This is a genomic window from Paenibacillus artemisiicola, assembly GCF_017652985.1.
GTDB classification, from domain to species: domain Bacteria; phylum Bacillota; class Bacilli; order Paenibacillales; family Paenibacillaceae; genus Paenibacillus_Z; species Paenibacillus_Z artemisiicola.
The window spans coordinates 69797-93903 of the sequence record NZ_JAGGDJ010000014.1 but is presented as its reverse complement, the minus strand read 5'-3'; the positions used below and the strand labels follow the sequence as shown (position 1 = coordinate 93903).

Genomic DNA, 24107 nt, shown 5'->3' with positions numbered 1-24107 from the left:
ACGCTTGCAATGGCGGACATGCTTCATTATGATTATGGGAAGGGTTCGCCGGGAACCCGGATACAGATTAGAGCAAAGTAGGTGCAAAGGCGTATGAACGAACGCATTCTCGTCATCGAAGACGAGGACGGCATCGCGCGGATTCTTCAACTCGAGCTGGAACACGAGGGCTATATCGTCGGCCGCGCGGCGGACGGCAGAAGCGGACTGGAGCAGACGACGAACGGCGAATGGGACATGCTGCTGCTGGACGTGATGCTGCCGGAGCTGAACGGCATCGAGGTGCTGCGGCGCATCCGGCAGGCGGGCAATCCGATTCCGATCATTCTCTTGACGGCCCGCGATACGATTCCGGATAAAGTGAGCGGATTCGAGCACGGCGCCAATGATTATATAACGAAGCCATTCGCCATGGAGGAGCTGCTCGCGCGGGTGCGCAACCTGCTGCGGATCTTCCAGCAGCAGCCGAAGGAGCCGGAGAGCCCCGACGTGCTGAAGGCCGCGGATCTGTCGATCGAGCTGCGCACGCGCAAGGTGTTCCGCAAGGATCTGCCGATCGAGCTCACGCCGCGCGAGTTCGAGCTGCTTGTCTATTTGGCGGAGCATCGGAACGAAGAGAAATCCCGCGAGGACATTTTATCCGAAGTGTGGGGCTACGATTTTATCGGGGAAACGAATCTAGTGGACGTCTACATCCGGTATTTGCGGCAGAAGGTCGACAAAGGCTATCGCCATAAACTGATTCATACGGTCCGCGGCGTCGGATACATGCTGAAGGAGCCGGATGCATGACGCTTCGCCGCCGATTTACGTTTTTTACCATATTTTGGCTTATTTTCATTTTGATCTTGTTTAATATCTTCGTCTACTTGTTCGTGATCAAAATCACGATCCGCAGCGAGGACCAGCTGCTCACGAACAAAGTGAACATTCTGCTCGAGGATCCCCGGATTAACGACCCGACCCAGCTGTCGAACGCCGATTTGCTCCGGGATTACTACAACGTCAGCGAGCTGATGCGCGTCGTGGACGTCAACGGGAAAGTGGTCAACACGCAGGGCTCCGACCCGGAGCTGCTCGCGCTCAAGCCCGATTTCACCACGCGGCACGATACGGGCATGTTCTTCATCGACGGGCGGCGCGTGCTATACATGAAGGTGCCGCTCTTCCATAACAACGAGATCATCGGCACGCTGGAGCTGTACCGCAAGCTGACGCTGCTCGACAGCTACTTGAAAGTACTCGTCATCGCGCTGACGATCACGAGCATCGGGGCGATTCTATTCGCCATCTTCGGGACGTATTGGTTCACGTCCCGCCTCACGTCGCCGATTCAGCACATGGTGCAGACGATGCGGGAAATCGACCGGAGCGGCAAGCTGCGCAAAATCGAGCTCGCCGAGCGCGACCAATCCGCGGAGCTGCTGCAGCTCGCCCGGGCGTTCAACCAGATGGTCGATCGGCTCGAGCGGACGTTCGATCGCCAGAAGCAGTTCGTCGCCGACGCGTCGCACGAGCTGAAGACGCCGATCACGGTCATCACCAGCTATGCCGGCATGCTGAAGCGCTGGGGCCGGGACGACGCGAGCATTCGCGACGAAGCGATCGAAGCGATCAGCAAGGAATCGACGCGGCTGCAGAATCTGACGAAGTCCATGCTGCAGCTCGCGCAGGCGGAGCAGGAGGATTGGCTCCAGCGGGAAACGTTCAATCTGGTGCAGCTGGCCGACGAGACGGCGGACATGCTGCATATGACGTTCCAGCGGATGATCCGCGTCCACACGACGGGCAAGCAGGATATCCGGATGAACGCCGATAAGGAGAAAATCCGCCAGCTGCTGGTCATTTTGCTCGATAACGCCATCAAATACAGCAAGGAACCGATCGACATCAATATCGCGCTGCACAAGAACGTCGTCCGGTTCTCGGTCTCGGACAAAGGCATCGGCATTCCGGAGGAAGAGATGCCGTACTTGTTCGAGCGGTTTTACCGGGTAGACGGCGCCAGAAGCCGGTCGACCGGAGGGGTCGGCCTCGGCCTGTCCATCGCCAAACGGATCGTCGACCTCCACGATGGCCAGATCGACGTGTTCAGCAAGCCCGACCAGGGAACGACGATCTCGATCGCGATTCCGCAAAAAAAATAACGTCACGTAAAGGGGAGAGCGTACCATGAGCGGCATCCGCGTCTGCGCCGTGCAGTATAAACTGGCCGATATCGACGGCTTCGATCAATTCGCGTTTCAAGTCCGGCACTACGTCCGGAACGCCTCGGAATACGGGGTGCAGGTCATCCTGTTCCCGGAATTTTTCACGACGCAGCTGCTCTCCATCGGGGACGGGACGGGCGCCGCGCTGCCGATCGGCCGACTGCCGGAATTCACGGACGCCTACATCGCGCTGTTCCGGTCGCTGGCGGGGGAATACGGCGTCCATATTATCGGCGGCACGCACGTCGTCGCGGCGGAAGGCGGCAAGCTGAACAACGCCGCGCATCTGTTCTATCCGGACGGCCGCGTGGAGAAACAGGCGAAGCTGCACATGACGCCGACGGAGCGGGAAGAATGGAACATGTCGCCCGGCGAAGGGCTCGAGGTGTTCGACACGCCGTTCGGCACGATCGCGATGCTGACGTGCTACGACATCGAGTTTCCGGAGATCGTCCGGATGGCAAGAGCCAAGGGAGCGGATATCATATTCTGCCCGTCCTGCACCGACGACCGCCACGGCTTCTACCGCGTGCGCTACTGCTGCCACGCGCGCGCCGTAGAGAATCAAGTGTACATCGTCACGACCGGCACGGTCGGCTCGCTCCGGAAGGTCGACTTCATGCGGGCGAACTTCGGGCAGGCCGCGGTCATCTCGCCGAACGACATTCCGTTCCCGCCGGCCGGCATTCTGACGGAAGGCGTCATGAACGACGACATGCTCGTCGTCGCGGACGTCGACGTCCGCCTCCTGCACGACGTTCGGGCGGCCGGCTCCGTCACGACCTGGCGCGACCGGCGCACCGATCTGTACGGCGACTGGTCCTGATCCCCCGGTCCGTCCGCGCGAAGGAGGAGCAACCGCGATGCGCAAGCAAATGATCGTCTTCTTGAACGGCAATCCGATTGAAATCGTCATTCGCAATTATACGTTTTCCGATTTTTCGGGCATGATCGAGATTCAGAAGCTGTGTTTTCCCCCGCCGTACCCGGCCGAGCTGTGGTGGAACGAGGCGCAGCTCCGCGAGCACGTGACGCGATTCCCCGAAGGCGCGTTATGCGCGGAGCACGACGGCAAGCTGATCGGTTCGATGACGGGCCTTGTCGTGAACTGCGACGCGCTCCGCGGCGATCATCGCTGGGAAACCGTCACCGACCGCGGCTATATCCGCACGCACGATCCCGGCGGCGACACGCTCTACATCGCGGACATCTGCGTCGTTCCGGAGATGCGCAAAGCCGGCATCGGCAAATGGCTCATGCAGAGCATGTACGAGACGGTCGTTCATCTCGGACTCAAGCGGCTGCTCGGCGGCGGAAGGATGCCGAGCTATCACCGGTATGCGGACGTGGTGGCGCCGGACGACTACTTGGCGGGCATCGTCGCGGGCCGGTACCGCGATCCCGTCATCACCTTCCTGCTGCGCTGCGGCCGGATGCCGATCGGAACCGTCGCCGGCTATCTGGACGACGAAGAATCGCGCGATTACGCCGCGCTCATGGAGTGGCGCAACCCCTTTCTACCCGGAGAGGGCGTCCATTAACAGACCGAAGGAGCGAAACCATGGACTACATACGCATTCAATCCATTGACAACCCGCTGTTCGCCAAGATGCACGACCTGATGAAGACGGTATTCCCGCCGGAGGAAGTGCTGGCGTTCGAGAAGTGGCGCGCGCCGCTGGAAGACGAGACGATCCACGTCTACGTCGCCGTGCACGAAGGCGAAGTCGTCGGCACGACCGAGTACCGCTATTATCCGGACCTGCGGGTCGCGATGACGGACTTCACGATCGTCGGCCGTCCGGGGCTCGGCATCGGCCGTTTCCTGCTTCGCAGCCGCGAGCGGGACTTGCGGCGATTGGCGATGGAGAGCGGGACCGTCTCGCTCGGCATGTTCGCGGAAATCTACGATCCGACGCAGGCAAGCTACGAATTCGGAGGCATCTATCCGATGAATCCGTACGTGCGCCGGGAAGTGCTCTCGCATATCGGCTACATGCGCCTGGATTTCCCTTACGTCCACCCGTCCTGGGAAGAGGACGGTTCGGCGGTAGGCGGCCTCAATCTGAGCTTCCTGCCCGCCGACGAGAACCGGACGGAGCTCGATGCCTCGCTCGTGACGGCGTTTCTGACCCAGTACTACTCGGCGCTGCCGAACAAGCCGGAGGAATGGTTCGCGATGATGGAACGGTTGAAGACGCAGGACAAGCTGCGTTTGCTGCCGTTGTAATCCCGCTCCTTTGCCGCGCCCGCGTCGCGCGAAGCACCGGCGCGGCTGTAGGTCATTCTGGGCAAGGTGATGCAAAAGGAGTATCGCAGCATGAAAATCACGTTTTGGGGAACGGGCGACGCCATGGGCGTTCCGCGCGTCTACTGCGCTTGCCCGGTTTGCGAGGAGGCGAGAAGCGGCGGCACGAACCGCCGATACCGCTCGCTCGTCCGGCTGGAGGACGAAGGGACCGGCACGCTGCTGATCGACTGCGGTCCGGATTGGCGCCGCGGCATGGAAGCCGCGGGGCTTCGGCAGCTCGACGCCGTCTTGATCACGCACGCCCATTTCGACCATATCGCCGGGCTGCCGGAATACGCGGACATGTGCCGGTGGCTCGGGCGCCGAGGAACGGCGTACGCGATGCCGGACACGATCGAGGAGATTCTCGTTCGTTTTCCGTGGCTGTCCAGGCAAATCGCGTTCGTGCCGATCGGCGGCGAGCCGGCATTCGGCGGTTGGAAGGCGTTCTGCTGGAAGGTTAACCACGGCAAGAACGGCCACGCGTATGCCTACCGGTTCGATCATGCCTTGACGGGACGCAGCTTCGCGTATTGCTCCGACGCCATCGCGCTGTCGGACGAAGAGCTGGAGCCGCTCCGCGGGCTCGACGTGCTGATTCTCGGCACGAGCTTCTACGAGGAGCCGTACGCGTTCGAATCCCGTTCCGTCTACGACGTCCGCGAGGCGCTGGCGCTGCTCGAACGGTTGAAGCCGGGACGCACGCTGTTCACGCACATGTCGCACGACATCGACGTCGGCCGCGATTACGGACTGCCGGCCGGTACGGCGTTCGCGCGGACGGGACAGACGATTACGGTGTAGGCCTGGCAGATCCGGAATAGGCGTAACCTTGCTTGACTTTTGCGGCGGCCAGCCGTTATGATGAGAATAACTTTAACCAGCAAGGGGAAATTTTGATGCGTGTCGGTGTTCTTAACTTCTAATTGGATATGACCTGGGGCCGACGGCCGCCAGGGACGAAAGCGCGAGTTTTAGAGCATGATCGAACGACGCCTTGACCGCTTAGCGGCAGGTCTGTTTCGAGATTCTCACTTCCGCGTTCTCGTCGCCAATGAGTTAAGAACATGACCCATTTCCCGCCTGCTGCAGGACGGTAATTGAGCGTGCTCTTCGAGCACGCTTTTTTCATGACGGCGTTCCATTTCTCGCGAGAAATGGAACGCCGCCTGAAGAACCGTCGATCCCAGAGGGACGGAATGCGTTTATGCGCTTTCCGTCCCTTTTTCTATTTTCATCTGAACTTCAAATCAGAAAAAGAGGATGGGTGTACAATGAATCACACGACGATGACGGCTTTGGAATTCCATAAAATCAAAGCAAAGCTGGCCGACTTTACGGTCTCGGATGCTGGAAGGGCGCTTGTCGACCGGCTGGAGCCGAGCCGGCACTTCAAGCAAGCGGCGGCCTGGCTGAAGGAAACGGAAGAAGCGGCCGCGCTGCTTGCGACCGGCGCGAGCGTACCGCTGTCCGCGATGGAGGGCATCGGGCCGTTCCTGGCGCTGCTCGGCAAAGGCAAAATCTACACGGAGCACGAGCTCGGCCAGCTCGCGCTCTGGCTGACGTCCGTGGCGCAAATGAAGCGCTACATGGACGGGAAACGGATGACGGCGCCAACGATCAGCGGGTACGCCGATTCCATGCAGGACTGCCCGGAGCTCGTCCGGGAGCTGGACCGCTGCATCCGGCACGGACGGCTGACCGACCAGGCGAGCCCCGAGCTGGGCGACATCCGGCGTCATATCGCCGTTGCCGAAGACCGGATCGAACGCAGGCTCAATCAACTGCTCGGCAAGTATAAGAGCGCGCTGCAGGAGCAGCTCGTCAGCAGGCGAAACGGCCGTTTCGTCATTCCCGTCAAGCGCGAGCTTCGGCGTCAAGTGCCGGGTACGGTATGGGACGAATCGGCGAGCGGCCAGACGCTGTTCGTGGAACCCGCCGACGTGGCGGACTTGCAGGGCGAGCTGCAGCTGTGGCGTAGCGAGGAGGAGCGCGAGCGGACGCACATTTTATCGGGGCTGTCGGACCTGGCGGAAGGGCATGCCGCGGCGTTCCGGTGGAACATGGAGGCGATGGCGTCGTTCGATTTTATCTTCGCGCGCGGCAAGCTTGCCCGGACGTACGACGGCATCGCGCCGGCGCTCGTCGACCGGCCGCTCGTCCGCTTGGTCGGCGCGCGGCATCCGCTGCTCGGCGAGAAGGCGGTGCCCCTGACGGTCGAGATCGGCGCAGCATGGCGGCAGCTGATCATTACGGGGCCGAATACGGGCGGGAAGACGGTCGCGCTCAAAACGATCGGCCTGTTCGCCCTGATGGGCCAGGCGGGGCTCCTGCTTCCGGCGGAGCGCGGCACGGAGATGGGACTGTTCGAGCATGTCCTGGCCGACGTCGGCGACGGGCAGAGCATCGAGCAGTCGCTCAGCACGTTCTCCGCGCATATGGACGCGTTAAGCGGCATGCTGCGCGCGGCGAACGGCCGATCGCTTCTGCTGCTCGACGAGCTGGCGGCCGGCACGGATCCGGGGGAAGGCATCGCGCTTTCCATCGCGGTGCTGGAGGAGCTGCTGCAGCGGGGATCGCTGGTGGCGGCGACGACGCATTTCAACGAGATCAAACGATTCGCCTCGCTCGTGCCGGGCTGCACGAACGCGCGGATGACGTTCGATTCGGAGTCGCTGAGGCCGCTCTACCTGCTGGAGATCGGCGAAGCCGGCGACAGCTTCGCCTTCGCGATCGCCCGGCGGTTCGGCCTGCCGGAAGCCGTGGTAAAACGGGCGGAGCAGCGGGCGAAGACGGCGATCCGCAACGGCGGAGGCGCGGACGCGGACGCAGCCGTTCCTTACGGTGCTTTGGCGGATTCGCCTTCGCGAAGCCAAGGTTCGGCGAAAATGCCGGAGCGATCGAAGAAGCCCGGCAACGTCGCCGGCGCCGCGGACGATGCGCCGAATTCGCCGGCGGAAGAACCGAAGGCGAAGCGGCCGCTAGAGGTCGGGGACTGCGTCTGGATCTACCCGCTCCGACGAACGGGCATCGTCTACCGGACGGCGGACGAACGCGGCGATGTCGTCGTGCAGGTGCAGAAGACGAAGATGACGTTCAACCGGAAGCGGCTGTCGCTGTACATCGCGAATACCGAGCTGTATCCCGGGGGCGGCTACGACCTCGACATCGTGTTCGAATCCAAGGAGAACCGGAAGAAGAGGAACCTCATGCGCCGCAAATACGTGCCCGGCTTGTCGATCGAATCGCCGTCGGAGGATAAAGAAAAGTAGCGGAGAGGGCGGCGCCGAAGAAAGCGCCGCCCTCTCTCCTTGCAGCGGGGGGACGGACTCAATCCCGGCTCTCGATTGCGAGCAGCAGTCCTTGCTTGATCGCGATCGTGCCCGCGTCGCCGGTCAGCTTGTTGCTGATGCCGATCGATTGGCCGATCTCGATCGTTGCGTCCGCAAGGGGATAGAGGAAGCCGGTCAGCGTGATGCCGGTTACCGTTTCCGTAAGCGGCAGCAGCGAGACGTACGGGTAGCCTTCGTCCGCGATCTGCAGCGACCCCGACACGAGCCGGATGCGGTTGTGCTCGTCCGCGAGGCAGGCCGGGACGCCTTCGCGCGCCGCGAAACGAAGCAGGTGCACGTTCGCGAGCGTATGGTCGAAGCGGGTGCCGATGCCGCCGATGAGGACGATCTCCTTCGGGCGTTTGGCGACGGCCAGCCGCCAGGCGAGCTCCGTATCCGTATAGTCCTTGTCCACGGGATCGTATTCCCGCGTCTCGGCGCTGGCTCTGCGGATGAGCGCGAGCTCCCCCGCGGTGACGGAATCGAAATCGCCGAGCGCGATGTCCGGCCGGATGCCGCGCCGCGCGAGGAACAGCGCGCCGGCGTCGGCGCCAATGACGAAATCGTCCGGTCCGATCAGGAGTAGCGCCCAGTCTCCAAGCCGGCCTCCCGTCACGATCACAATGCGTCTGTCGTTCATAGCGCGTAGAAACCGCCTTTCAAGAAAAGGTTCGGATCAGCTGTACGGATCCGTCATTGGGAGCAGCCGGTCACTGCCGTATTCACATCCGCGTGCGGATTCATATTCAGATGCGTATTCAGATCCGAATTCAGACTTGTAATCCGGACGGACCGCTTCCGGGACTCGAATCCGTGCGGCAGCCGATTTCATAAATAGCCGCGACGGCTGCTTTAGCCAAGTATACGTTCGTCCGCCGTCGTTTGCCAACCGTCCGCCTTCCGATACTTGCGCGCAATTACCGCTTGAAGATTCCATCCGCCGCGGCTAAAATGAGAAAGGATTATTGAAGAATAGGTCGGAACCGGCGGAGGCATCATGAGATGAATGCAGCGATGAATATGGACATCTTCACGGTCTTCAGCATTATCGGCACGATCGCGTTCGCGGTGAGCGGCGCGATCGTGGCGATGGAAGAAGAATACGATATTCTGGGCGTCTACGTCCTCGGCCTCGTGACCGCGTTCGGCGGCGGCGTGATCCGCAATCTCTTGATCGGCGTTCCGATCACGACGATTTGGACGCAGGGCATGCTGCTCAAGACCGCGGTGATCGCGATGACCGTCGCGTTCGTCCTGCCCTTGAAATGGATTCGGACCTGGAAGAAGAGCGAGGCGTTCTTCGACGCGATCGGGCTGTCCGCCTTCGCGATCCAAGGCGCGCTGTACGCGACGGGCAAATACCCGCTCAGCGCGGTCATCGTGGCCGCGATGCTGACGGGGATCGGCGGCGGCATGATCCGCGACGTGCTGGCCGGGCGGAAGCCGCTCGTGCTTCGCGACGAGATTTACGCGGTCTGGGCGATGAGCGCGGGCGCCGCGATCGGACTCGGCTGGTTCCGTTCGCCGGTAGAGCTGCTGATTCTGTTCGCGATCGTCATCCTGTTCCGGATGCTCTCGGTGCATTACGGATGGCGGCTGCCGCGGCGGTCGCTGAAATACGCGTTGTCGCAGTCGGTGTTCGCGGAAGAGGAACGGACCGCTGCGAAGAACGAGCATAAGGAAGGGGTAGGGCTTTGATTCGGGTTTTGTTTGTATGTCTCGGCAACATCTGCCGGTCGCCGATGGCGGAGGCGGTGTTCCGGAACCTGGTGAAGACCAGGGAATTGGAGGACCGGATCGAGGTCGATTCCGCCGGCACGGGGGACTGGCATCTGTGCAAGCCGCCGCATGAGGGAACGCGCGCCCTGCTCGACCGGCACGGCATTTCGTACGAGGGCATCCGGGCCAGGCAGGTGCTGCTGGACGATTTCAACCGGTTCGACTACATCGTCTGCATGGACGCCAACAACGAACGCGACGTACGGGCCGTCTTCGGAAGCAAGGCGGACGGCAACGCGAAAGTGTTCCGGTTCATGGATCTGCTGCCGGAGAAAGAAAGCAAGGACGTGCCGGACCCGTATTACACCGGCAATTTCGACGAGGTGTACGAGCTGGTCGCGGAAGGCTGCGAGCGGCTGCTTGACCGCATCCGCCGCGCGCATCCCGACAACGTGTAACCGAGGCGACGCGCGGACCTCAACCAGCGGCTTTTACGAACCAAAAAACCGTAAGCTCCCGGCCGGGACGCTTACGGTTTTTTGGTGTTTCAATCGCCATGCGGGGCTGGGAGGTCCTCAGCTTTCCGAGCGAAGGAACGTGCGCAGCGCGTCCGGGAGGAATCGCTGCCAGAAGCCCCAGACGTGGTCGCCGTCGTGCTCGGCGTAGACCGTCGACGCGCCTTTGCTTTCGAGAATGCGCCGCATGTCCCGGTTAAGCGCGACGAAATCGAAGACGCCGAGATCGGATTTGAACGCCGTCTCCTGCAGACCGACGATCATGTACAGCGAGAGCGCGCTCAGATCGCCCGCGGCTTCGACGATTTTGCGCGCCTCGGGATAAAAGGCGCCGGACAAGGCAATAATTTGATGGAACAAATTGGGATACGCGAGCGCGAGCAGCACGCTGACGGACCCGCCAAGCGAGTCCCCGGCGAGAATCCGCGACTCCGACTCGCGGCGGATCGGATATTTGTCTTCTATAAACGGGACCAGCTCTTCGCCGAAAAAAGAGACGTAAGCCCGGTGGCGATCGCCTTCCGGCGCGTATTCGGCCGTGCGACGGGCGAGATCCACGTCGACGCCGACGATGATGAACGGCTCCGCGCCTTCGTCGAGAATCATCTGGTTCGCGATCGTCGCGATCCGTCCGAAATTGAAAAACTGCTCGCCGTCTTGGCAGTAGACGACGGGATAGCTGAGCAGCTCGTTGTAGCCCGGGGGCAAATAGACGCGAAGATTGCGGGAGCCTTCCGGCAAAAAGCGGCTGGCGACGACTTCTTTCACGATCGTTCGTTTTAAATAGCGTTCGTCCGTCATGCGGCGAAATCTCCTTTCGGTTGTAGCTCATTCGTAGCTCATTTATAGCACAAATGCAGCTCGATGCAGCTCGAATGCGGCGCGATTTTTGTTGCATGGTTTGGCGGGCGTTAGGGTAAACAAAAAGGGAGGCGTACCACGCTTGGCCACGGGTTTTTCATGCCGTTGTATTATGCTGTACTACCAAAGTTTAATAGCTGTTACATATACAATTTGGCAGGATAATAGACATTTTGTTGCCGAGTACAGCGGAATTTAGTGCTTTATGCTTTGACCATATCGGTTAAACAGGTTTATAATCATTCTATAACAGAGCTACGCGTTTTTTCAAATATTTAACTGAGGTGAACAATATGAGCAAGTTGCCTTACGAAGTTCATTCGGAACCGGTTACGCCGCTTTCCGTCTTGTCTCCCGAGGGAGAAGTCGTAAACGAGGCTTATATGCCGAATCTTACCGACGAGCAATTGAAAGAAATCATGTACCGCATGGTCTTTACCCGCACGTGGGATGAGCGCGCCGTCAACCTCGGCCGCCAAGGCCGTCTCGGCTTCTACGCGCCGGTATCCGGCCAAGAAGCGTCCATGGTGGGCAGCGAATACGCCCTGAACAAAGACGATTTCGTCTGCCCGGGCTACCGCGACATGCCGCAGATCGTATGGCACGGACTTCCGCTGTACCAGGCGTTCTTGTATTCCCGCGGTCACCAGCACGGCGGCCAAGTGCCGGAAGGCGTACACGTTCTCATGCCGCAAATCATCATCGGCGCGCAAATTTTGCACGCGACGGGCGTCGCGATGGCGTTCAAGAAAAAAGGCGAGAAGCGCGTCGCCATTACGTACACGGGCGACGGCGGTTCCTCCGAGGGCGATTTCTACGAAGGCTTGAACTTCGCTGGCGCCTTCAAGCTTCCGGTCATTTACGTGGTTCAAAACAACGGCTACGCGATCACGACGCCGTTCGCCAAGCAAACGGCGGCGCAATCCATCGCGCATAAAGCGCTGGCTGCGGGCGTTCGCGGCGTGCAGGTCGACGGCATGGACGTCCTGGCCGTCATCAAAGCGGTATCCGAAGCGGCGGAACGCGGCCGCAACGGCGAAGGCGCGACGCTGATCGAGATGCTCACGTACCGCTTCCGCCCCCACTCCATGGCGGACGACACGTCGAAATACCGCACGAAGGACGAAGAAGGCGAATGGAGCCTGAAGGATCCGATCACGCGCTTCGCCAAATTCCTCGAGAAGAAAGGCCTGTGGACGGAAGAAGACACGGCCCGCGTGAAAGAGGAAGCGAAGGCGGCCGTCAACGAGAACATCAAAAAAGCCGAAGCGACGGAAAAAATGACGGTTTCGGGCCTGATCGATTCCATGTTCGAAACGACGCCGGCTTACCTGGAAGCGCAAAAAGCCGATTTTCAATAATGGGATGAATAGAGAAGCAAGCTAAGGAGGAACTCGCGACAATGGCTCAAATGAATATGAAAGAAGCGATCCGCGACGCAATGCGCGTGGAGCTCAAGAACGATCCGAACGTAATCGTCTTCGGTGAAGACGTCGGCAAAGTCGGCGGCGTCTTCCGGGCAACGGAAGGGCTGCAAGGGGAATTCGGGGAAGAGCGCGTATTCGACACGCCGCTGGCGGAATCCGCGATCGCCGGCATGGCGGTCGGCATGGGGATCCAAGGCTTCCGTCCGGTAGCCGAAATCCAGTTCGTCGGCTTCATCTACGAAGCCCTTGACCAAATGTTCGTCCAAGCGGCGCGCATGCGCTACCGCTCCGGCGGCCGCTACAACTCGCCGATCGTCTTCCGCACGCCGTTCGGCGGCGGCGTCAAGGCGGCCGAGCTGCACACGGATTCGCTGGAAGGCCTCGCGATCCAAACGCCGGGCATCAAGGTCATCGTGCCTTCGAACCCGTACGACGCGAAAGGCCTGCTCATCTCGGCGATCCGCGACAACGATCCGGTGTTCTTCATGGAGCACTTGAACCTGTATCACGCGTTCCGCGCGGACGTGCCGGAAGAGGCGTACACGGTCGAGATCGGCAAAGCGAACGTCGTCCGCGAAGGCGCCGACGTCACGATCATCGCCTATGGCTTGATGGTTCATACGGCGCAAAAAGCGGCCGACGAGCTCGAGAAGAACGGCGTGAAAGCCGAGGTCATCGACCTGCGCACGCTGCTGCCGCTCGACATCGAGACGATCGTCAAGTCGATCCAAAAAACGAACCGCGCCATCGTCGTGCAGGAAGCGCAGAAGACATCCGGCGCCGCTGCCGAAATCATCGCGCAAATCAACGAACACGCCATCCTTCACCTGGAAGCGCCCGTGCTCCGCGTTGCGGGTCCGGATACCGTGTATCCGTTCGCGCAAATCGAGGACGCTTGGCTTCCGAACGTGGACCGCATCGTGAAGGCCGCGAACCAAGTTCTGAACTTTTAAGCACCGCTAGACGACAATTGGGCAGGTTGTGAGACCTGAAAGGAGGTCACGGGACGTGGCAAAGTTTGAATATCGTTTCCCGGAGCTGGGCGAAGGCTTGCATGAAGGCGAAATCGTCAAAATGCACATCAAGCCCGGCGATACGGTGACGGATGAAGATATCATCATGGAAGTGCAAAACGACAAGGCGATCGTCGAGGTTCCTTGTCCTGTGAACGGCAAAGTGCTCGAAGTGCTCGTGAAGGACGGACAAGTTTGCCACGTTGGCGATATCGTCGCCGTCATCGATGCCGAAGGCGAAGTGCCCGAGCAGGCGGCGCCGGCGGGCGGCGGCCACAGCGAGCCGGCTCCCGCAGCGGAAGCGCCGAAGGCGGAAGCACCGGCCGCGCCGAAAGCGGAAGCTCCTGCAGTTCCGGCAGCGCCTGCTTCTGCGCCGGCAGCTCCGGCGGCTTCGAAACCGGCCGGCGGCCTCGTGCTGGCGACTCCGAGCGTGCGCAAGTTCGCCCGCGAGCAAGGCGTCGACATCGCGAACGTAGCCGGTTCCGGCAAGAACGGCCGCATCACCCGCGAAGACGTCTCGTCGTTCGCGTCGGGCGGCGGCACGGCGGCAAGCGCTCCGGCTGCCCAAGAAGCGGCTGCGGCTCCGGCCGAGTCCAAAGCGGCTCCGGCAGCGGCTGTATCCGTCGGCGACCGCGCCGAAGAGCGCGTGCCGTTCAAAGGCATCCGCAAGGCAATCGCGAACGCGATGGTCAAATCCGTGTATACCGCTCCGCACGTCACGATCATGGACGAAGTGGACGTAACGGCGCTCGTCGAGCTCCGCACGAAAGCGAAGCCGCTCGCCGAGAAGAAAGGCGTGAAGCTGACCTACCTGCCGTTCATCGTGAAGGCGCTGGTCGCGGCATGCCGCCAGTTCCCGATCATGAACGCGATGCTCGACGAAGAGAAGCAGGAGATCGTCTACAAGAAGTATTACAACATCGGCATCGCGACCGATACCGACAACGGTCTCGTCGTGCCGGTCATCCCGGACGCGGACCGCAAGAACGTCTGGATGGTCGCCGACGCGATCCGCGACCTCGCGGTCAAAGCGCGCGACGGCAAGCTGAGCGCGCAAGAGATGCGCGGCAGCACGATCAGCATCACGAACATCGGTTCCGCGGGCGGCATGTTCTTCACGCCGGTCATCAACTTCCCTGAAGTGGCGATCCTGGGCACGGGACGCATTTCCGAGAAGCCGGTCGTCAAGAACGGCGAAATCGTCGCCGGTTCCGTCATGGCCTTGTCCCTCAGCTTCGACCACCGTCTGATTGACGGCGCGACAGCTCAAAACTTCATGAATTACATCAAACAGCTGCTTGCTGATCCGCAATTACTAGTAATGGAGGTTTAAAAACCATGGTCGTAGGTGACGCTTCACTCGATATCGATTTGCTCGTCGTAGGCGCGGGACCGGGGGGCTACGTCGCGGCGATCCGCGCGGCCCAGCTCGGTCAGAACGTGCTGGTCGTCGATAAACAATACGTAGGCGGCGTGTGCTTGAACGTCGGATGCATTCCGTCCAAAGCGCTGATCTCCGCTTCCCATCAATACGAATCCATCAGCCACGCGTCCGATTTCGGCATCACGGCTTCCGACGTGAAGGTCGAATGGAGCAAGGTGCAGGAGTTCAAGAACGGCGTCGTCAAAAAATTGACGGGCGGCGTCGCTTCGCTCCTCAAGGCGAACAAGATCCAATACTTCGCCGGCGAGGTCATGTTCATCAACGAAAACGAAGCGCGCGTCTTCAACGATCAAGAAGCGCCGCGCTACCGCTTCAAAAACTGCATCATCGCGACGGGTTCCCGTCCGATCGAGCTGAAAGCATTCCCGTACGGCGGCCGCATCGTGTCCTCGACCGAAGCGCTGTCGCTGCCGGACATCCCGAAGAGCCTCGTCGTCATCGGCGGCGGCTACATCGGCATCGAGCTCGGCCAAATGTATTCGAAGTTCGGCACGCAAGTGACGATCATCGAGGGTTCCGACACCATCCTGCCGGGCTTCGATTCCGACATGTCCTCGCTCGTGGCGAAGAAGCTGAAAGGCGCGAAAGCGGAAATCGTGACCGGCGCCCAAGCGAAGAGCGCGGAGCAAACGGACAAGGACGTTACCGTTACGTACACGGTTAACGGCGAAGACAAGCAAGTGACGGCGGACTACCTGCTCGTGACCGTCGGCCGCCGCCCGAACACGGACGGCGAGCTCGGCCTCGACCTGATCAACCTGAAGATGACCGACCGCGGACTCGTCGAAGTCGACGACCAATGCCGGACGAGCATTCCGCATATCTACGCGATCGGCGACATCATTCCGGGTCCCGCGCTCGCGCACAAAGCGATGTACGAAGGCCGCGTAGCGGCTGAAGCCATCGCCGGGCAGCCGAGCAAGATCGACTACAAGTGCATCCCGCTCGTCGTGTTCTCCGATCCGGAATGCTCGAGCGTCGGCTACAGCGAGAAGGAAGCGAAGGAAAAAGGCTATAACGTCAAAGTGGGCAAATTCCCGTTCAACATCAACGGCCGCGCCTTGTCGCTCGGCGTGAACGAGGGCTTCGTCAAAGTCATCGCGGACGCGGACAACGGTCTCGTGCTCGGCGCGCAAATCGCCGGCATCGAAGCGTCCAACATGATCGCGGAGCTCGGCCTGGCCATCGAAATGGGCGCAACGCTTGAAGACATCGCCTTGACGATCCATGCGCATCCGACGCTTGGCGAGATCGTGCTCGACGCCGTCGAAGTGGCGCTCGGCCATCCGATCCACGCGATCGCGAAGAAGTAAGCATCGCCTTGCGCGATATGCACATACAATAGCGTGACAAGCGCGTAGAGGTCCCGCCGCAGTCGTTCTGCAGGCGGGCCTCTTTTTACATAATGACGCAGCCGAACGCCGCTTCGGCCGACTCCGCGAACAGGAAGGGATAGGCAAATGACCACGAACGCCAAATCGACGCGGGAATCGCGTTCGACGATGATGCAGCTCATTTTTCCGCTGGACGCGAATTATCACGGCACGATGTTCGGCGGCAAAGTCATGGAGTACATGGACAAAATCGCGGCCATCGCCGCCATGCGCCATGCGCGCGGGCCGGTGGTGACCGCTTCCACGGACAGCCTCGACTTCGTCGCGCCGATCCGTGTCGGCGACATGATCGACGTCGAGGCGTTCGTCGCGTGGACGCATCGCAGCTCGATGGAAGTGTACGTCAAGGTCGAGACAGAGAACGTCTATACGGGCGAACGGAAGACGGCGGTCACCGCGTTCTTCACGTTCGTCGCGCTCGACGACGCCGGGAAGCCGAAGCCGGTGCCGGCCATCGTCCCGGAAACGGACGAGGAGGCCGATCTGCACCGCACGGCTCCGGATCGCTATGAACTTCGCATGCAGCGAAAGCGGGACAGATCCGACATAAAGTGATAAAATAGGTGAAATACCATTGCGGCCGCGGCCGCAATGAGCGGGAGTGGAACGACGTTGAGCACGAGCGAACGGCAATACCTGGACCTGCTTCGGCATGTCCTGAAGCACGGCGCGAAGAAGGAGGACCGGACCGGAACGGGAACGTTATCGGTATTCGGCTACCAGATGCGCTTCGATTTGCAGGCGGGCTTTCCCCTTCTGACGACCAAGCGCGTGCCGCTGCGGCTGATCGCGAGCGAGCTGCTCTGGTTCATGAAGGGCGATACGAACATCCGCTATCTGCTGCAGCACAACAATCATATCTGGAACGAATGGGCGTTCAAGAAATGGGTGGAAAGCGACGCTTACGCGGGCCCGGACATGACGAACTTCGGCCTGCGCTCGCAGACCGATGAAGCTTTCGCGGAGGAGTACCGGGAGCAGGAAGCGCTCTTCGTCGAGCGGATCTTGAACGACGACGCGTTCTCCGCCGAGTTCGGCGACCTGGGGAACGTCTACGGCAAGCAGTGGCGCAGTTGGCAGACGTCGCAGGGCGAGACGATCGACCAGCTGAAGAACGTGATCGCGGAGATCAAGCGCAATCCCGATTCGCGGCGCCTTATCGTCACGGCATGGTCGCCGGAAGACGCGACGCCGCAGCGTTCCGCGCTGCCGCCATGCCACACGCTGTTCCAGTTCTACGTAGCGGACGGCAAGCTGTCCTGCCAGCTGTACCAGCGCAGCGGCGACATTTTCCTCGGCATTCCGTTCAATATCGCCAGCTATGCGCTGCTGACGCATATGATCGCGCAGGAATGCGGCCTCGCGGTCGGCGAGTTCGTGCATACGATCGGCGATGCCCATATTTACTCGAACCACCTGACGCAGATCGACGTGCAGCTGGCCCGCGAGCCGCGGCCGCTTCCGGTGCTGAAGCTGAATCCGGACGTGGCGTCCGTCTTCGATTTCGAAGTCGGGGACATTACGGTCGACGGCTACGATCCGCATCCTTCCATTAAAGCGCCCGTGGCCGTATAACCATACCAGAGATAAAGGGGGGATCAGCCATGACGATTACGATGATCGCCGCGATGGCCCATGACCGCATCATCGGCGCGGATAACGCGATGCCGTGGCATCTGCCGGCCGAGATGGGCCATTTCCGGCGCTCGACGACCGGGAAAACCGTCGTGATGGGCAGGAAGACGTTCGAATCGTTCGGCGGACCGCTCAAGAACCGGCGCAACGCGGTCCTGACGCGCAGCGAGACGTACCGTCCCGAAGGCGCGGAGACGGTCCATTCCGTCGAAGAGGCGCTCGCGCGCTACGCGGGGGAAGACGAGCTGATGGTCATCGGGGGCGCGGAAATTTACGCGCAATTTCTGCCGCACGCGGATAAAATGTTCTTGACGGAAGTTGACGCGACCGTCGAAGGAGATACGCGGTTCCCCGAATTCGATGCGTCGGAGTGGCAGGTCGCGAGCCGCGAGTTTCATGCCAAAGACGAGAAAAACGCCTATGATTTCACCATCGTCACCTATGTGAGGACGAAGCCCGAACGCTGAACGGCACCGTAGGAAACGTCGAACATTATGTACGAAAGTGCAAATGATTGTACGGAAAATCCATTACATGCCGTAGGCCTTATTGCTACGATATTCTAAATAGTTTTGGGAAAGTTTGATATTGAATCATGGCGGATTTCCCGATATAGTTTTGAGAGAGAAGACGAACATTCGGTAATGGGAAAATGGATGGAGGAAAGCGATCATGTCGACACCTACTGGATTTATGGACTACAAGCGCGAATTGCCGGCCGACCGCGACCCGCTGGAGCGGATCAAGGATTGGAATGAATTTCATAAGCATTTCAGCGAAGATCAATTGCGGACGCAAGGCGCGCGCTGCATGGATTGCGGCACGCCGTATTGCCATACGGGCATCGAGCTTCCCGGCGGCACGTCCGGCTGCCCGGTCAACAACCTGATTCCGGAATGGAATAATCTCATCTATCGCGGCTTGTGGCGCGAGGCGCTCGACCGTCTGCACAAGACGAATAATTTCCCTGAATTTACCGGCCGCGTCTGTCCGGCTCCGTGCGAAGGCTCCTGCACCGTCGGCCTGATCGGCGACGCCGTCACGATCAAGACGATCGAATCGGCGATCATCGACAAAGGCTTCGAAGAAGGCTGGGTCGTTCCGCAGCCGCCGCACATGCGCACGGGCAAGAAAGTCGCCGTCGTCGGCTCGGGCCCCGCAGGCTTGGCTACGGCCGCGCAGCTGAACAAAGCCGGCCATACGGTCACGGTGTACGAGCGTGCGGACCGCATCGGCGGACTGCTCACGTACGGCATCCCGACCATGAAGCTCGACAAGAAAGTCGTGCAGCGCCGCGTCGACCTGCTTGAAGCCGAAGGCATCAACTTCGTGACGAATGCCGAAGTCGGCGTGAACGTGCCGGCAGAGCAGCTCATGAACGAATTCGACGCGGTCGTGCTCTGCGGCGGCGCGACGAAGGCGCGCGACGTGGAGATCGAGGGGCGCGACTTGAAAGGCGTCCATCTCGCGATGGACTACCTGAACGGCACGATCAAGAGCTACCTGGATTCCAACCTGGAAGACGGCAACTATATCGACGCGGCCGGCAAGGACGTCATCGTCATCGGCGGCGGCGACACGGGCACCGACTGCGTGGCTACGGCGCTTCGTCACGGCTGCAGCTCCGTTACCCAATTCGGCACGCACGCGAAAGCGCCGCTGACGCGCGACAACGAGAAGAATCCGTGGCCGCAATTCCCGAACGTCTATACGCTCGATTACGCGCAAGAGGAAGCTCGCGCGCTGTACGGCGAAGATCCGCGCGCCTTCTCCGTCTTGACGAAGAAATTCGTCGGCGACGAGAACGGCAACGTGAAAGAGCTGCACACGGTGCAAATCGAACGTACGGTCGACGAAACCGGACGTAAAATCTATAAAGAGATTCCGGGTACCGAGAAAGTATGGAAAGCGGATATCGTCCTGATCGCCGTCGGCTTCGAAGGACCGGAAAACACGCTGATCCAGAAGCTCGGCGTGGAGCAGGACCGCCGTTCCAACGTCAAAGCGACGTACGGCAAATACAACACGAACGTCGAAAAAGTATTCGCCGCCGGGGACATGCGCCGCGGACAAAGCCTGGTCGTATGGGCGATCAACGAAGGCCGCGAAGCCGCGCGCGAAGTCGACCGCTACCTGATGGGCACGACGATGCTTCCTTAAGCCCATTCTTCACAAGCCTATCCACCCAAAGCGCCTTCGGGCGCTTTTATTTCGTTCATGCCGTTCGAAAGGAGCAGACCTATGATTCAATACGGTTCCGATACCGTTACGCACCTGAAATTCCGCTCGTTCGCGCCGCGTCTGGAACGCCGCGATGCCCAATGGATCGACATCGAGCTGGCGGTCGACGTCGACCCCGCCACGCCGGTCCCGTCCGGGCTCGCGGCGATGACGGCGCTCGTCATCTGCACGCACGGCGGCGTCATCGCCCAGATCGTCCCTTTAGATGAAGGGACGGACTGCGAGTTTCAATTTACGGCGGACGAGAAGGATCAAATTCGCGCGTATATCGAAGACGAAGCGATGCAGCAAGCGATCGCAAATCTAGCGCGCGGCGAAGTCTAGCTGTGGTACTATATTCCTGAGAGCCATGGTGATCAGGAGGCGATGTCATGTACGGCCAAGCCGCAGGCGTGCTCACGAACGCCGATATCCGCAAGCTCCGCCATTATGTCCAGCACAAGCACGGCGCCCTTCCGAACGAACGCCGGGCCGAAATCGTGGCGGACGCCATGCAGCGCATCGTGCTGCGCCAGCTGCCGGACTTTCCGGAAGACGCGAAGCACACGGTCATGCGGGCGCTGATTCGCGACGTCGCGGCCGGCAAGGCGCTGCCGGTTAATGAAGCCCTGATTTACGAGACGTGCATGCAGCTCGATACGGAGCTGCCCGAGCTGCTGCGGCCGCTGCATGCTTGGTGCGAGAAACGCGCGGGCATCGCGATCGATCCGGCGCGGTTTCGGGAAGCGCTGGCCGAAAGCAGAGTCATCGCGGCGTCGCCGGAGCTCGGGCTGTCGGCATGGGACGCGGTCGTCGGCGCGGCCGGCCTGCGCGACAGCGGCCGATTCGTCCCGCGCGGCGCGTTCGCGGCAGAAGCGCTGCCGGTACGGCTGCCCGAGCCGGTAAGACTGCCTGCGCGAAAGGCGGCAAAGCTGCCTTCGGGCGCCTATTTGGCCATGTCGCTCGCGCTGTGCGCGGCCATGCTCGGCTACGGCTGGTGGTCGGTTCGTCCGGTGCCGGCCGAAATCGAGCGGCCGCGAACGATCGTGCGGATCCCGGCGCCGACGCCGCCGGTCGTCAAGCAGAAGAACGCGCTGCCCGCGGAGCTGCGGTACGCCGAGGTCGACCGGGAACGGCTCGTGCGGTATTTGCGGGGCAAGTCGTCGCTGCTGGCGGACGAGCCGTATTTGAGCGCGATCCTGCATGCCGCGAAGGAGCATGACATTCATCCGCTGCTCTTGTTCGCCATTACCGGACAGGAGCAGGCCTTCGTGCCGAAGACGGCCAAGAACGCCGCCAAGATCGCGAACAATCCGTTCAACGTCTTCTATAGCTGGAAAGCGTTCAACACGACGATCGCCGAATCGGCCCGCATCGCCGGCAATACGATCAACCGGCTCAGCTTCGACCGGCCGGAGCGCGTCGACGCGGTCACGTGGATCAACCGCGAATACGCGGAGGACCCCAATTGGTCGAAAGGCGTGAACAGCCTGTTCAACGCGATGCTGACGCAAATCACGGCGGACTCGAAACGCTGAAGAAGAGGGATAGTCCTGAAAACATTAATCATAGCCGAAAAACCCGACATGGGCCGTACCATCGCCGCCGTCGTGGAACCGCGGGCGCAGAACAAGCGCACGTATTTGGAAGGCGAGCGGTATATCATCACCTGGGCGATCGGACATCTGGTCGGCTTGGCCGAACCGGATCAATACGACCCGAAATATAAACGGTGGAACGAAGCGGATCTTCCGATCATCCCGGATCGCTTCAAGCTGTGGCCGAACGCGCGGACGAAGGATCAGCTGAAGACGATCGGCGAGCTGTCCAAGCGGTGCGGCCGGCTGGTCAACGCCTGCGACGCCGGGCGCGAAGGCCAGCTGATCTTTCATCTCATCCGGCAATACCTGAAGCTTCCGCAGCCGACGGACCGGCTGTGGATTTCCGACCTGACGCCGGAGACGATCCGCCGCGGCTTCGACGGTCTGCGCAGCGACACGGACTTCGACGATTTGACGCGCGCCGCGCGCGCCAGGAGCGAGGCGGATTGGCTCGTGGGCATGAACGCCTCCCGCGCGTTCACGATCCGCCATAAGGCGCTGCTGTCCGTCGGACGGGTGCAAACGCCGGTGCTCGCGCTGCTGTACGACCGCCATAAGGAAATTACGGCGTTCAACAGCGAGACGTACTTTATCGTGCAGGCGGCCTTCACCCAGGATGACTTCGGCTACAAGGGCATCTGGCAGGGCGACCGGATCACAAAGCGCGAGGAGGCGGAGAAGCTCGCGGCCAAGGTGAAGGGCAAGCCCGGCACCATCGTCAGTTACACCGTCAACGAGTCGAAGGAATACCCGTACCGCCTCTACGACTTGACGCTGCTGCAGCGCGAGGCGAACGGCCGCTATGGCTATCCGGCGAAAAAGACGCTGGATATCGCGCAGGCGCTCTACGAGAAGCACAAGGTCATCACGTATCCGCGGACGAGCTCCAACTACGTGACGGAAGAGAACATCCCCGTCATGGGCAGCGTGCTGAACATGCTGAAGGGGACCGCGTACGCGGATCTCGCGAACGGAGCCGACCGAAGCCGCGTGCATAAAGGAAATCGGGCGGTATGCAACCCGGCCAAGGTCGAGGACCATCACGCGATCCTGCCGACGCCGAAGAAGCCGGGGACGTTAAGCACGGAAGAGCAGAATATTTACGACATGATCGTGCGCCGCTTCCTGTCGCATTATTATCCGCCGGCCGTCTATAACAATCACGAAGTCATCACGGAGGTCGAAGGCGAGTCGTTCCGCACGCGGGCTAAGGAACAGCTGGAGCTCGGCTGGCGCGTCGTGCTGGAGCAGACGGAAGCAAACGCGGCCAAGGGGAAGGGCAAAGGCAAGAAGAAGGACGACGACGCGTCGGCGGCGGTCGAAGGCGACGAGGATCTGGTCGAGACCGATCGCCCGTTCTCGGTCGATGCCGACCGGCCCGTCCGCTGCGACGACGCCTCGGCCGTCGAGAAGGAGACGAAGCCGCCGAAGCCCTACACGGAAGGCACCTTGCTGAAGGCGATGGAAAGCGCGGGCAAAGCGATCGAGGACGAAGAGCTTCGCGATGCGATGAAGCAGACCGGGCTCGGCACGCCGGCTACCCGCGCCGCCACGATCGAACGGCTGAAGCAGGTCGGATACATCACGTCCGCGGGCAAGCGGCTCGACATTACGACGAAGGGCTGTACCGCGATCGAGCTCATTCGCGGCGCGGGCGTCGAGCTGCTGGCCTCGCCGGAAATGACCGGCCGCTGGGAGCAGCGTCTGCATCAAATCTCCAAAGGCGAAGCGTCGGACGAGCAGTTCATCGCCAAGGTGAAGCAATTCGCGGAGATGATCGTGGGGAAGGTGAAGCAGCAGCAGCAGGCGCCCGCGAGTCTGTTCGACGAACCGGACGGCGGCGGCAAGCGCGGGGCGAAAGGGAAGGGCCGCGGAGCTGCGGCATCGGCGCGGAAGGCGGGCGGGACGGCGCCGCGCGCCGGCACCCGGTCGCGAGGAGCGGCGGCTGCCGATTCGGCGCCGGTCGCTTCCCGCGGTCGCCCGTCCGCCCGCACGGGCGCGAGCGATGGCGGCCGGATGCTCGCCGCCCCGGTCGAAGCAGCTCCGGCTTCGCGCGCCAAGGCGCCGGCCGCAGCGTCCCGCCCGAAGACGGAGGGGCGCGCGACTAAGCCGGCGCCGGCGAACGGCGAAGGCTCGGCCGGTTCGCGCGGCACGATCGCGGCATGCCCGAGACCGGGCTGCGGCGGGCAACTGATCGAAGGCAAGCGCGGATACGGCTGCCTCCGCTTCCGGGAGGGCTGCGGCTTCGTCATCTGGAAGGAACAGCAGGGGAAGCACGTGACGCCGGCTATGGCCAAAGCGCTGGCGGAGAACGGCGTCACGCGGAAGTCGACGTTCAAGCTCGCGGACGGCACGGCCGTCTCGGGAAAATGGACCTTGACCGACCCGGCCAAAGGCACGATCGCCTTTCAACCGGCAACCTAAAAAACAGGCTTGTCTTAAGCAA

General features: G+C 61.3%; 22 protein-coding genes. 20 read left to right on the top strand and 2 right to left on the bottom strand.

The annotated features are described in order from the left end of the window. Window positions 1-93: 93 nt before the first annotated feature. The 7 genes from I8J29_RS17625 (at window position 94) to I8J29_RS17595 (ending at window position 7772) form a co-directional block, all read left to right on the top strand. Window positions 94-792 carry a response regulator transcription factor gene (locus I8J29_RS17625; protein ID WP_090636040.1) on the top strand — a complete coding sequence of 233 codons (699 nt, stop codon included), beginning with the start codon at window positions 94-96 and terminating at the stop codon, window positions 790-792. Continuing rightward, entirely contained in the window at window positions 789-2147 is a 1359-nt protein-coding gene (locus I8J29_RS17620; RefSeq protein ID WP_208848841.1) for a HAMP domain-containing sensor histidine kinase, read from the top strand. Before I8J29_RS17625 ends, I8J29_RS17620 begins: the two co-directional genes overlap by 4 nt. Before the next feature lie 25 nt (window positions 2148-2172). Next, window positions 2173-3036 (top strand): carbon-nitrogen hydrolase family protein, encoded by an 864-nt coding sequence (locus I8J29_RS17615; protein ID WP_208848840.1) that lies wholly within the window; start codon window positions 2173-2175, stop codon window positions 3034-3036. A gap of 37 nt (window positions 3037-3073) precedes the next feature. Beyond that, a complete protein-coding gene (locus I8J29_RS17610) occupies window positions 3074-3751 on the top strand; it encodes a GNAT family N-acetyltransferase (protein ID WP_208848839.1) in 678 nt (225 codons plus the stop codon). A gap of 20 nt (window positions 3752-3771) precedes the next feature. Beyond that, entirely contained in the window at window positions 3772-4440 is a 669-nt protein-coding gene (locus I8J29_RS17605; protein WP_208848838.1) for a GNAT family N-acetyltransferase, read from the top strand. Window positions 4441-4530: 90 nt separating this feature from the next. Further along, window positions 4531-5304, top strand: coding sequence for an MBL fold metallo-hydrolase (locus I8J29_RS17600; RefSeq protein WP_240546275.1), 774 nt, complete (start codon window positions 4531-4533; stop codon window positions 5302-5304). A gap of 470 nt (window positions 5305-5774) precedes the next feature. After that, window positions 5775-7772: an endonuclease MutS2 gene (locus I8J29_RS17595; protein WP_208848837.1), complete on the top strand. Its 1998-nt coding sequence runs from the start codon at window positions 5775-5777 to the stop codon at window positions 7770-7772. 58 nt (window positions 7773-7830) lie between these two features. Here I8J29_RS17595 and I8J29_RS17590 read toward each other — a convergent pair whose 3' ends face one another. Next, window positions 7831-8472: a thiamine diphosphokinase gene (locus I8J29_RS17590; protein ID WP_208848836.1), complete on the bottom strand. Its 642-nt coding sequence runs from the start codon at window positions 8470-8472 to the stop codon at window positions 7831-7833. 374 nt (window positions 8473-8846) lie between these two features. Between I8J29_RS17590 and I8J29_RS17585 the strand changes: the two genes are divergently transcribed. Continuing rightward, complete coding sequence (locus I8J29_RS17585; protein ID WP_240546285.1) at window positions 8847-9530, top strand: trimeric intracellular cation channel family protein; 684 nt, start codon at window positions 8847-8849, stop codon at window positions 9528-9530. Beyond that, the gene (locus I8J29_RS17580; protein WP_208848835.1) at window positions 9527-10009 is read left to right on the top strand and encodes a low molecular weight protein-tyrosine-phosphatase; all 483 of its coding nucleotides are present in this window, start codon (window positions 9527-9529) and stop codon (window positions 10007-10009) included. Before I8J29_RS17585 ends, I8J29_RS17580 begins: the two co-directional genes overlap by 4 nt. A 117-nt stretch (window positions 10010-10126) precedes the next feature. Here I8J29_RS17580 and I8J29_RS17575 read toward each other — a convergent pair whose 3' ends face one another. Continuing rightward, window positions 10127-10867, bottom strand: coding sequence for an alpha/beta hydrolase (locus I8J29_RS17575; protein WP_208848834.1), 741 nt, complete (start codon window positions 10865-10867; stop codon window positions 10127-10129). A gap of 353 nt (window positions 10868-11220) precedes the next feature. Between I8J29_RS17575 and pdhA the strand changes: the two genes are divergently transcribed. The 11 genes from pdhA (at window position 11221) to I8J29_RS17520 (ending at window position 24085) form a co-directional block, all read left to right on the top strand. Beyond that, a complete protein-coding gene (pdhA, locus tag I8J29_RS17570; RefSeq protein ID WP_208848833.1) occupies window positions 11221-12288 on the top strand; it encodes a pyruvate dehydrogenase (acetyl-transferring) E1 component subunit alpha in 1068 nt (355 codons plus the stop codon). A 41-nt stretch (window positions 12289-12329) separates the two neighbouring features. Continuing rightward, the gene (locus I8J29_RS17565) at window positions 12330-13307 is read left to right on the top strand and encodes an alpha-ketoacid dehydrogenase subunit beta (RefSeq protein WP_090636055.1); all 978 of its coding nucleotides are present in this window, start codon (window positions 12330-12332) and stop codon (window positions 13305-13307) included. Between the two features lie 55 nt (window positions 13308-13362). Next, a complete protein-coding gene (locus I8J29_RS17560; RefSeq protein WP_208848832.1) occupies window positions 13363-14700 on the top strand; it encodes a dihydrolipoamide acetyltransferase family protein in 1338 nt (445 codons plus the stop codon). Window positions 14701-14705: 5 nt separating this feature from the next. Next, window positions 14706-16124, top strand: a complete 1419-nt coding sequence (gene lpdA, locus I8J29_RS17555) for a dihydrolipoyl dehydrogenase (RefSeq protein ID WP_208848831.1) — start codon at window positions 14706-14708, stop codon at window positions 16122-16124. Window positions 16125-16271: 147 nt separating this feature from the next. Further along, the gene (locus I8J29_RS17550) at window positions 16272-16760 is read left to right on the top strand and encodes an acyl-CoA thioesterase (protein ID WP_208848830.1); all 489 of its coding nucleotides are present in this window, start codon (window positions 16272-16274) and stop codon (window positions 16758-16760) included. A 57-nt stretch (window positions 16761-16817) separates the two neighbouring features. Then, window positions 16818-17780 carry a thymidylate synthase gene (locus tag I8J29_RS17545; RefSeq protein ID WP_208848829.1) on the top strand — a complete coding sequence of 321 codons (963 nt, stop codon included), beginning with the start codon at window positions 16818-16820 and terminating at the stop codon, window positions 17778-17780. A 29-nt stretch (window positions 17781-17809) separates the two neighbouring features. Then, complete coding sequence (gene folA, locus I8J29_RS17540; RefSeq protein ID WP_208848828.1) at window positions 17810-18307, top strand: type 3 dihydrofolate reductase; 498 nt, start codon at window positions 17810-17812, stop codon at window positions 18305-18307. Between the two features lie 205 nt (window positions 18308-18512). Further along, window positions 18513-20000: a glutamate synthase subunit beta gene (locus I8J29_RS17535; RefSeq protein WP_208848827.1), complete on the top strand. Its 1488-nt coding sequence runs from the start codon at window positions 18513-18515 to the stop codon at window positions 19998-20000. An 81-nt stretch (window positions 20001-20081) separates the two neighbouring features. After that, window positions 20082-20405, top strand: a complete 324-nt coding sequence (locus I8J29_RS17530) for a hypothetical protein (RefSeq protein WP_208848826.1) — start codon at window positions 20082-20084, stop codon at window positions 20403-20405. A gap of 47 nt (window positions 20406-20452) precedes the next feature. Further along, the gene (locus tag I8J29_RS17525) at window positions 20453-21598 is read left to right on the top strand and encodes a glucosaminidase domain-containing protein (protein ID WP_208848825.1); all 1146 of its coding nucleotides are present in this window, start codon (window positions 20453-20455) and stop codon (window positions 21596-21598) included. 15 nt (window positions 21599-21613) lie between these two features. Next, window positions 21614-24085, top strand: coding sequence for a DNA topoisomerase 3 (locus I8J29_RS17520; RefSeq protein WP_208848869.1), 2472 nt, complete (start codon window positions 21614-21616; stop codon window positions 24083-24085). Window positions 24086-24107 lie beyond the last annotated feature (22 nt).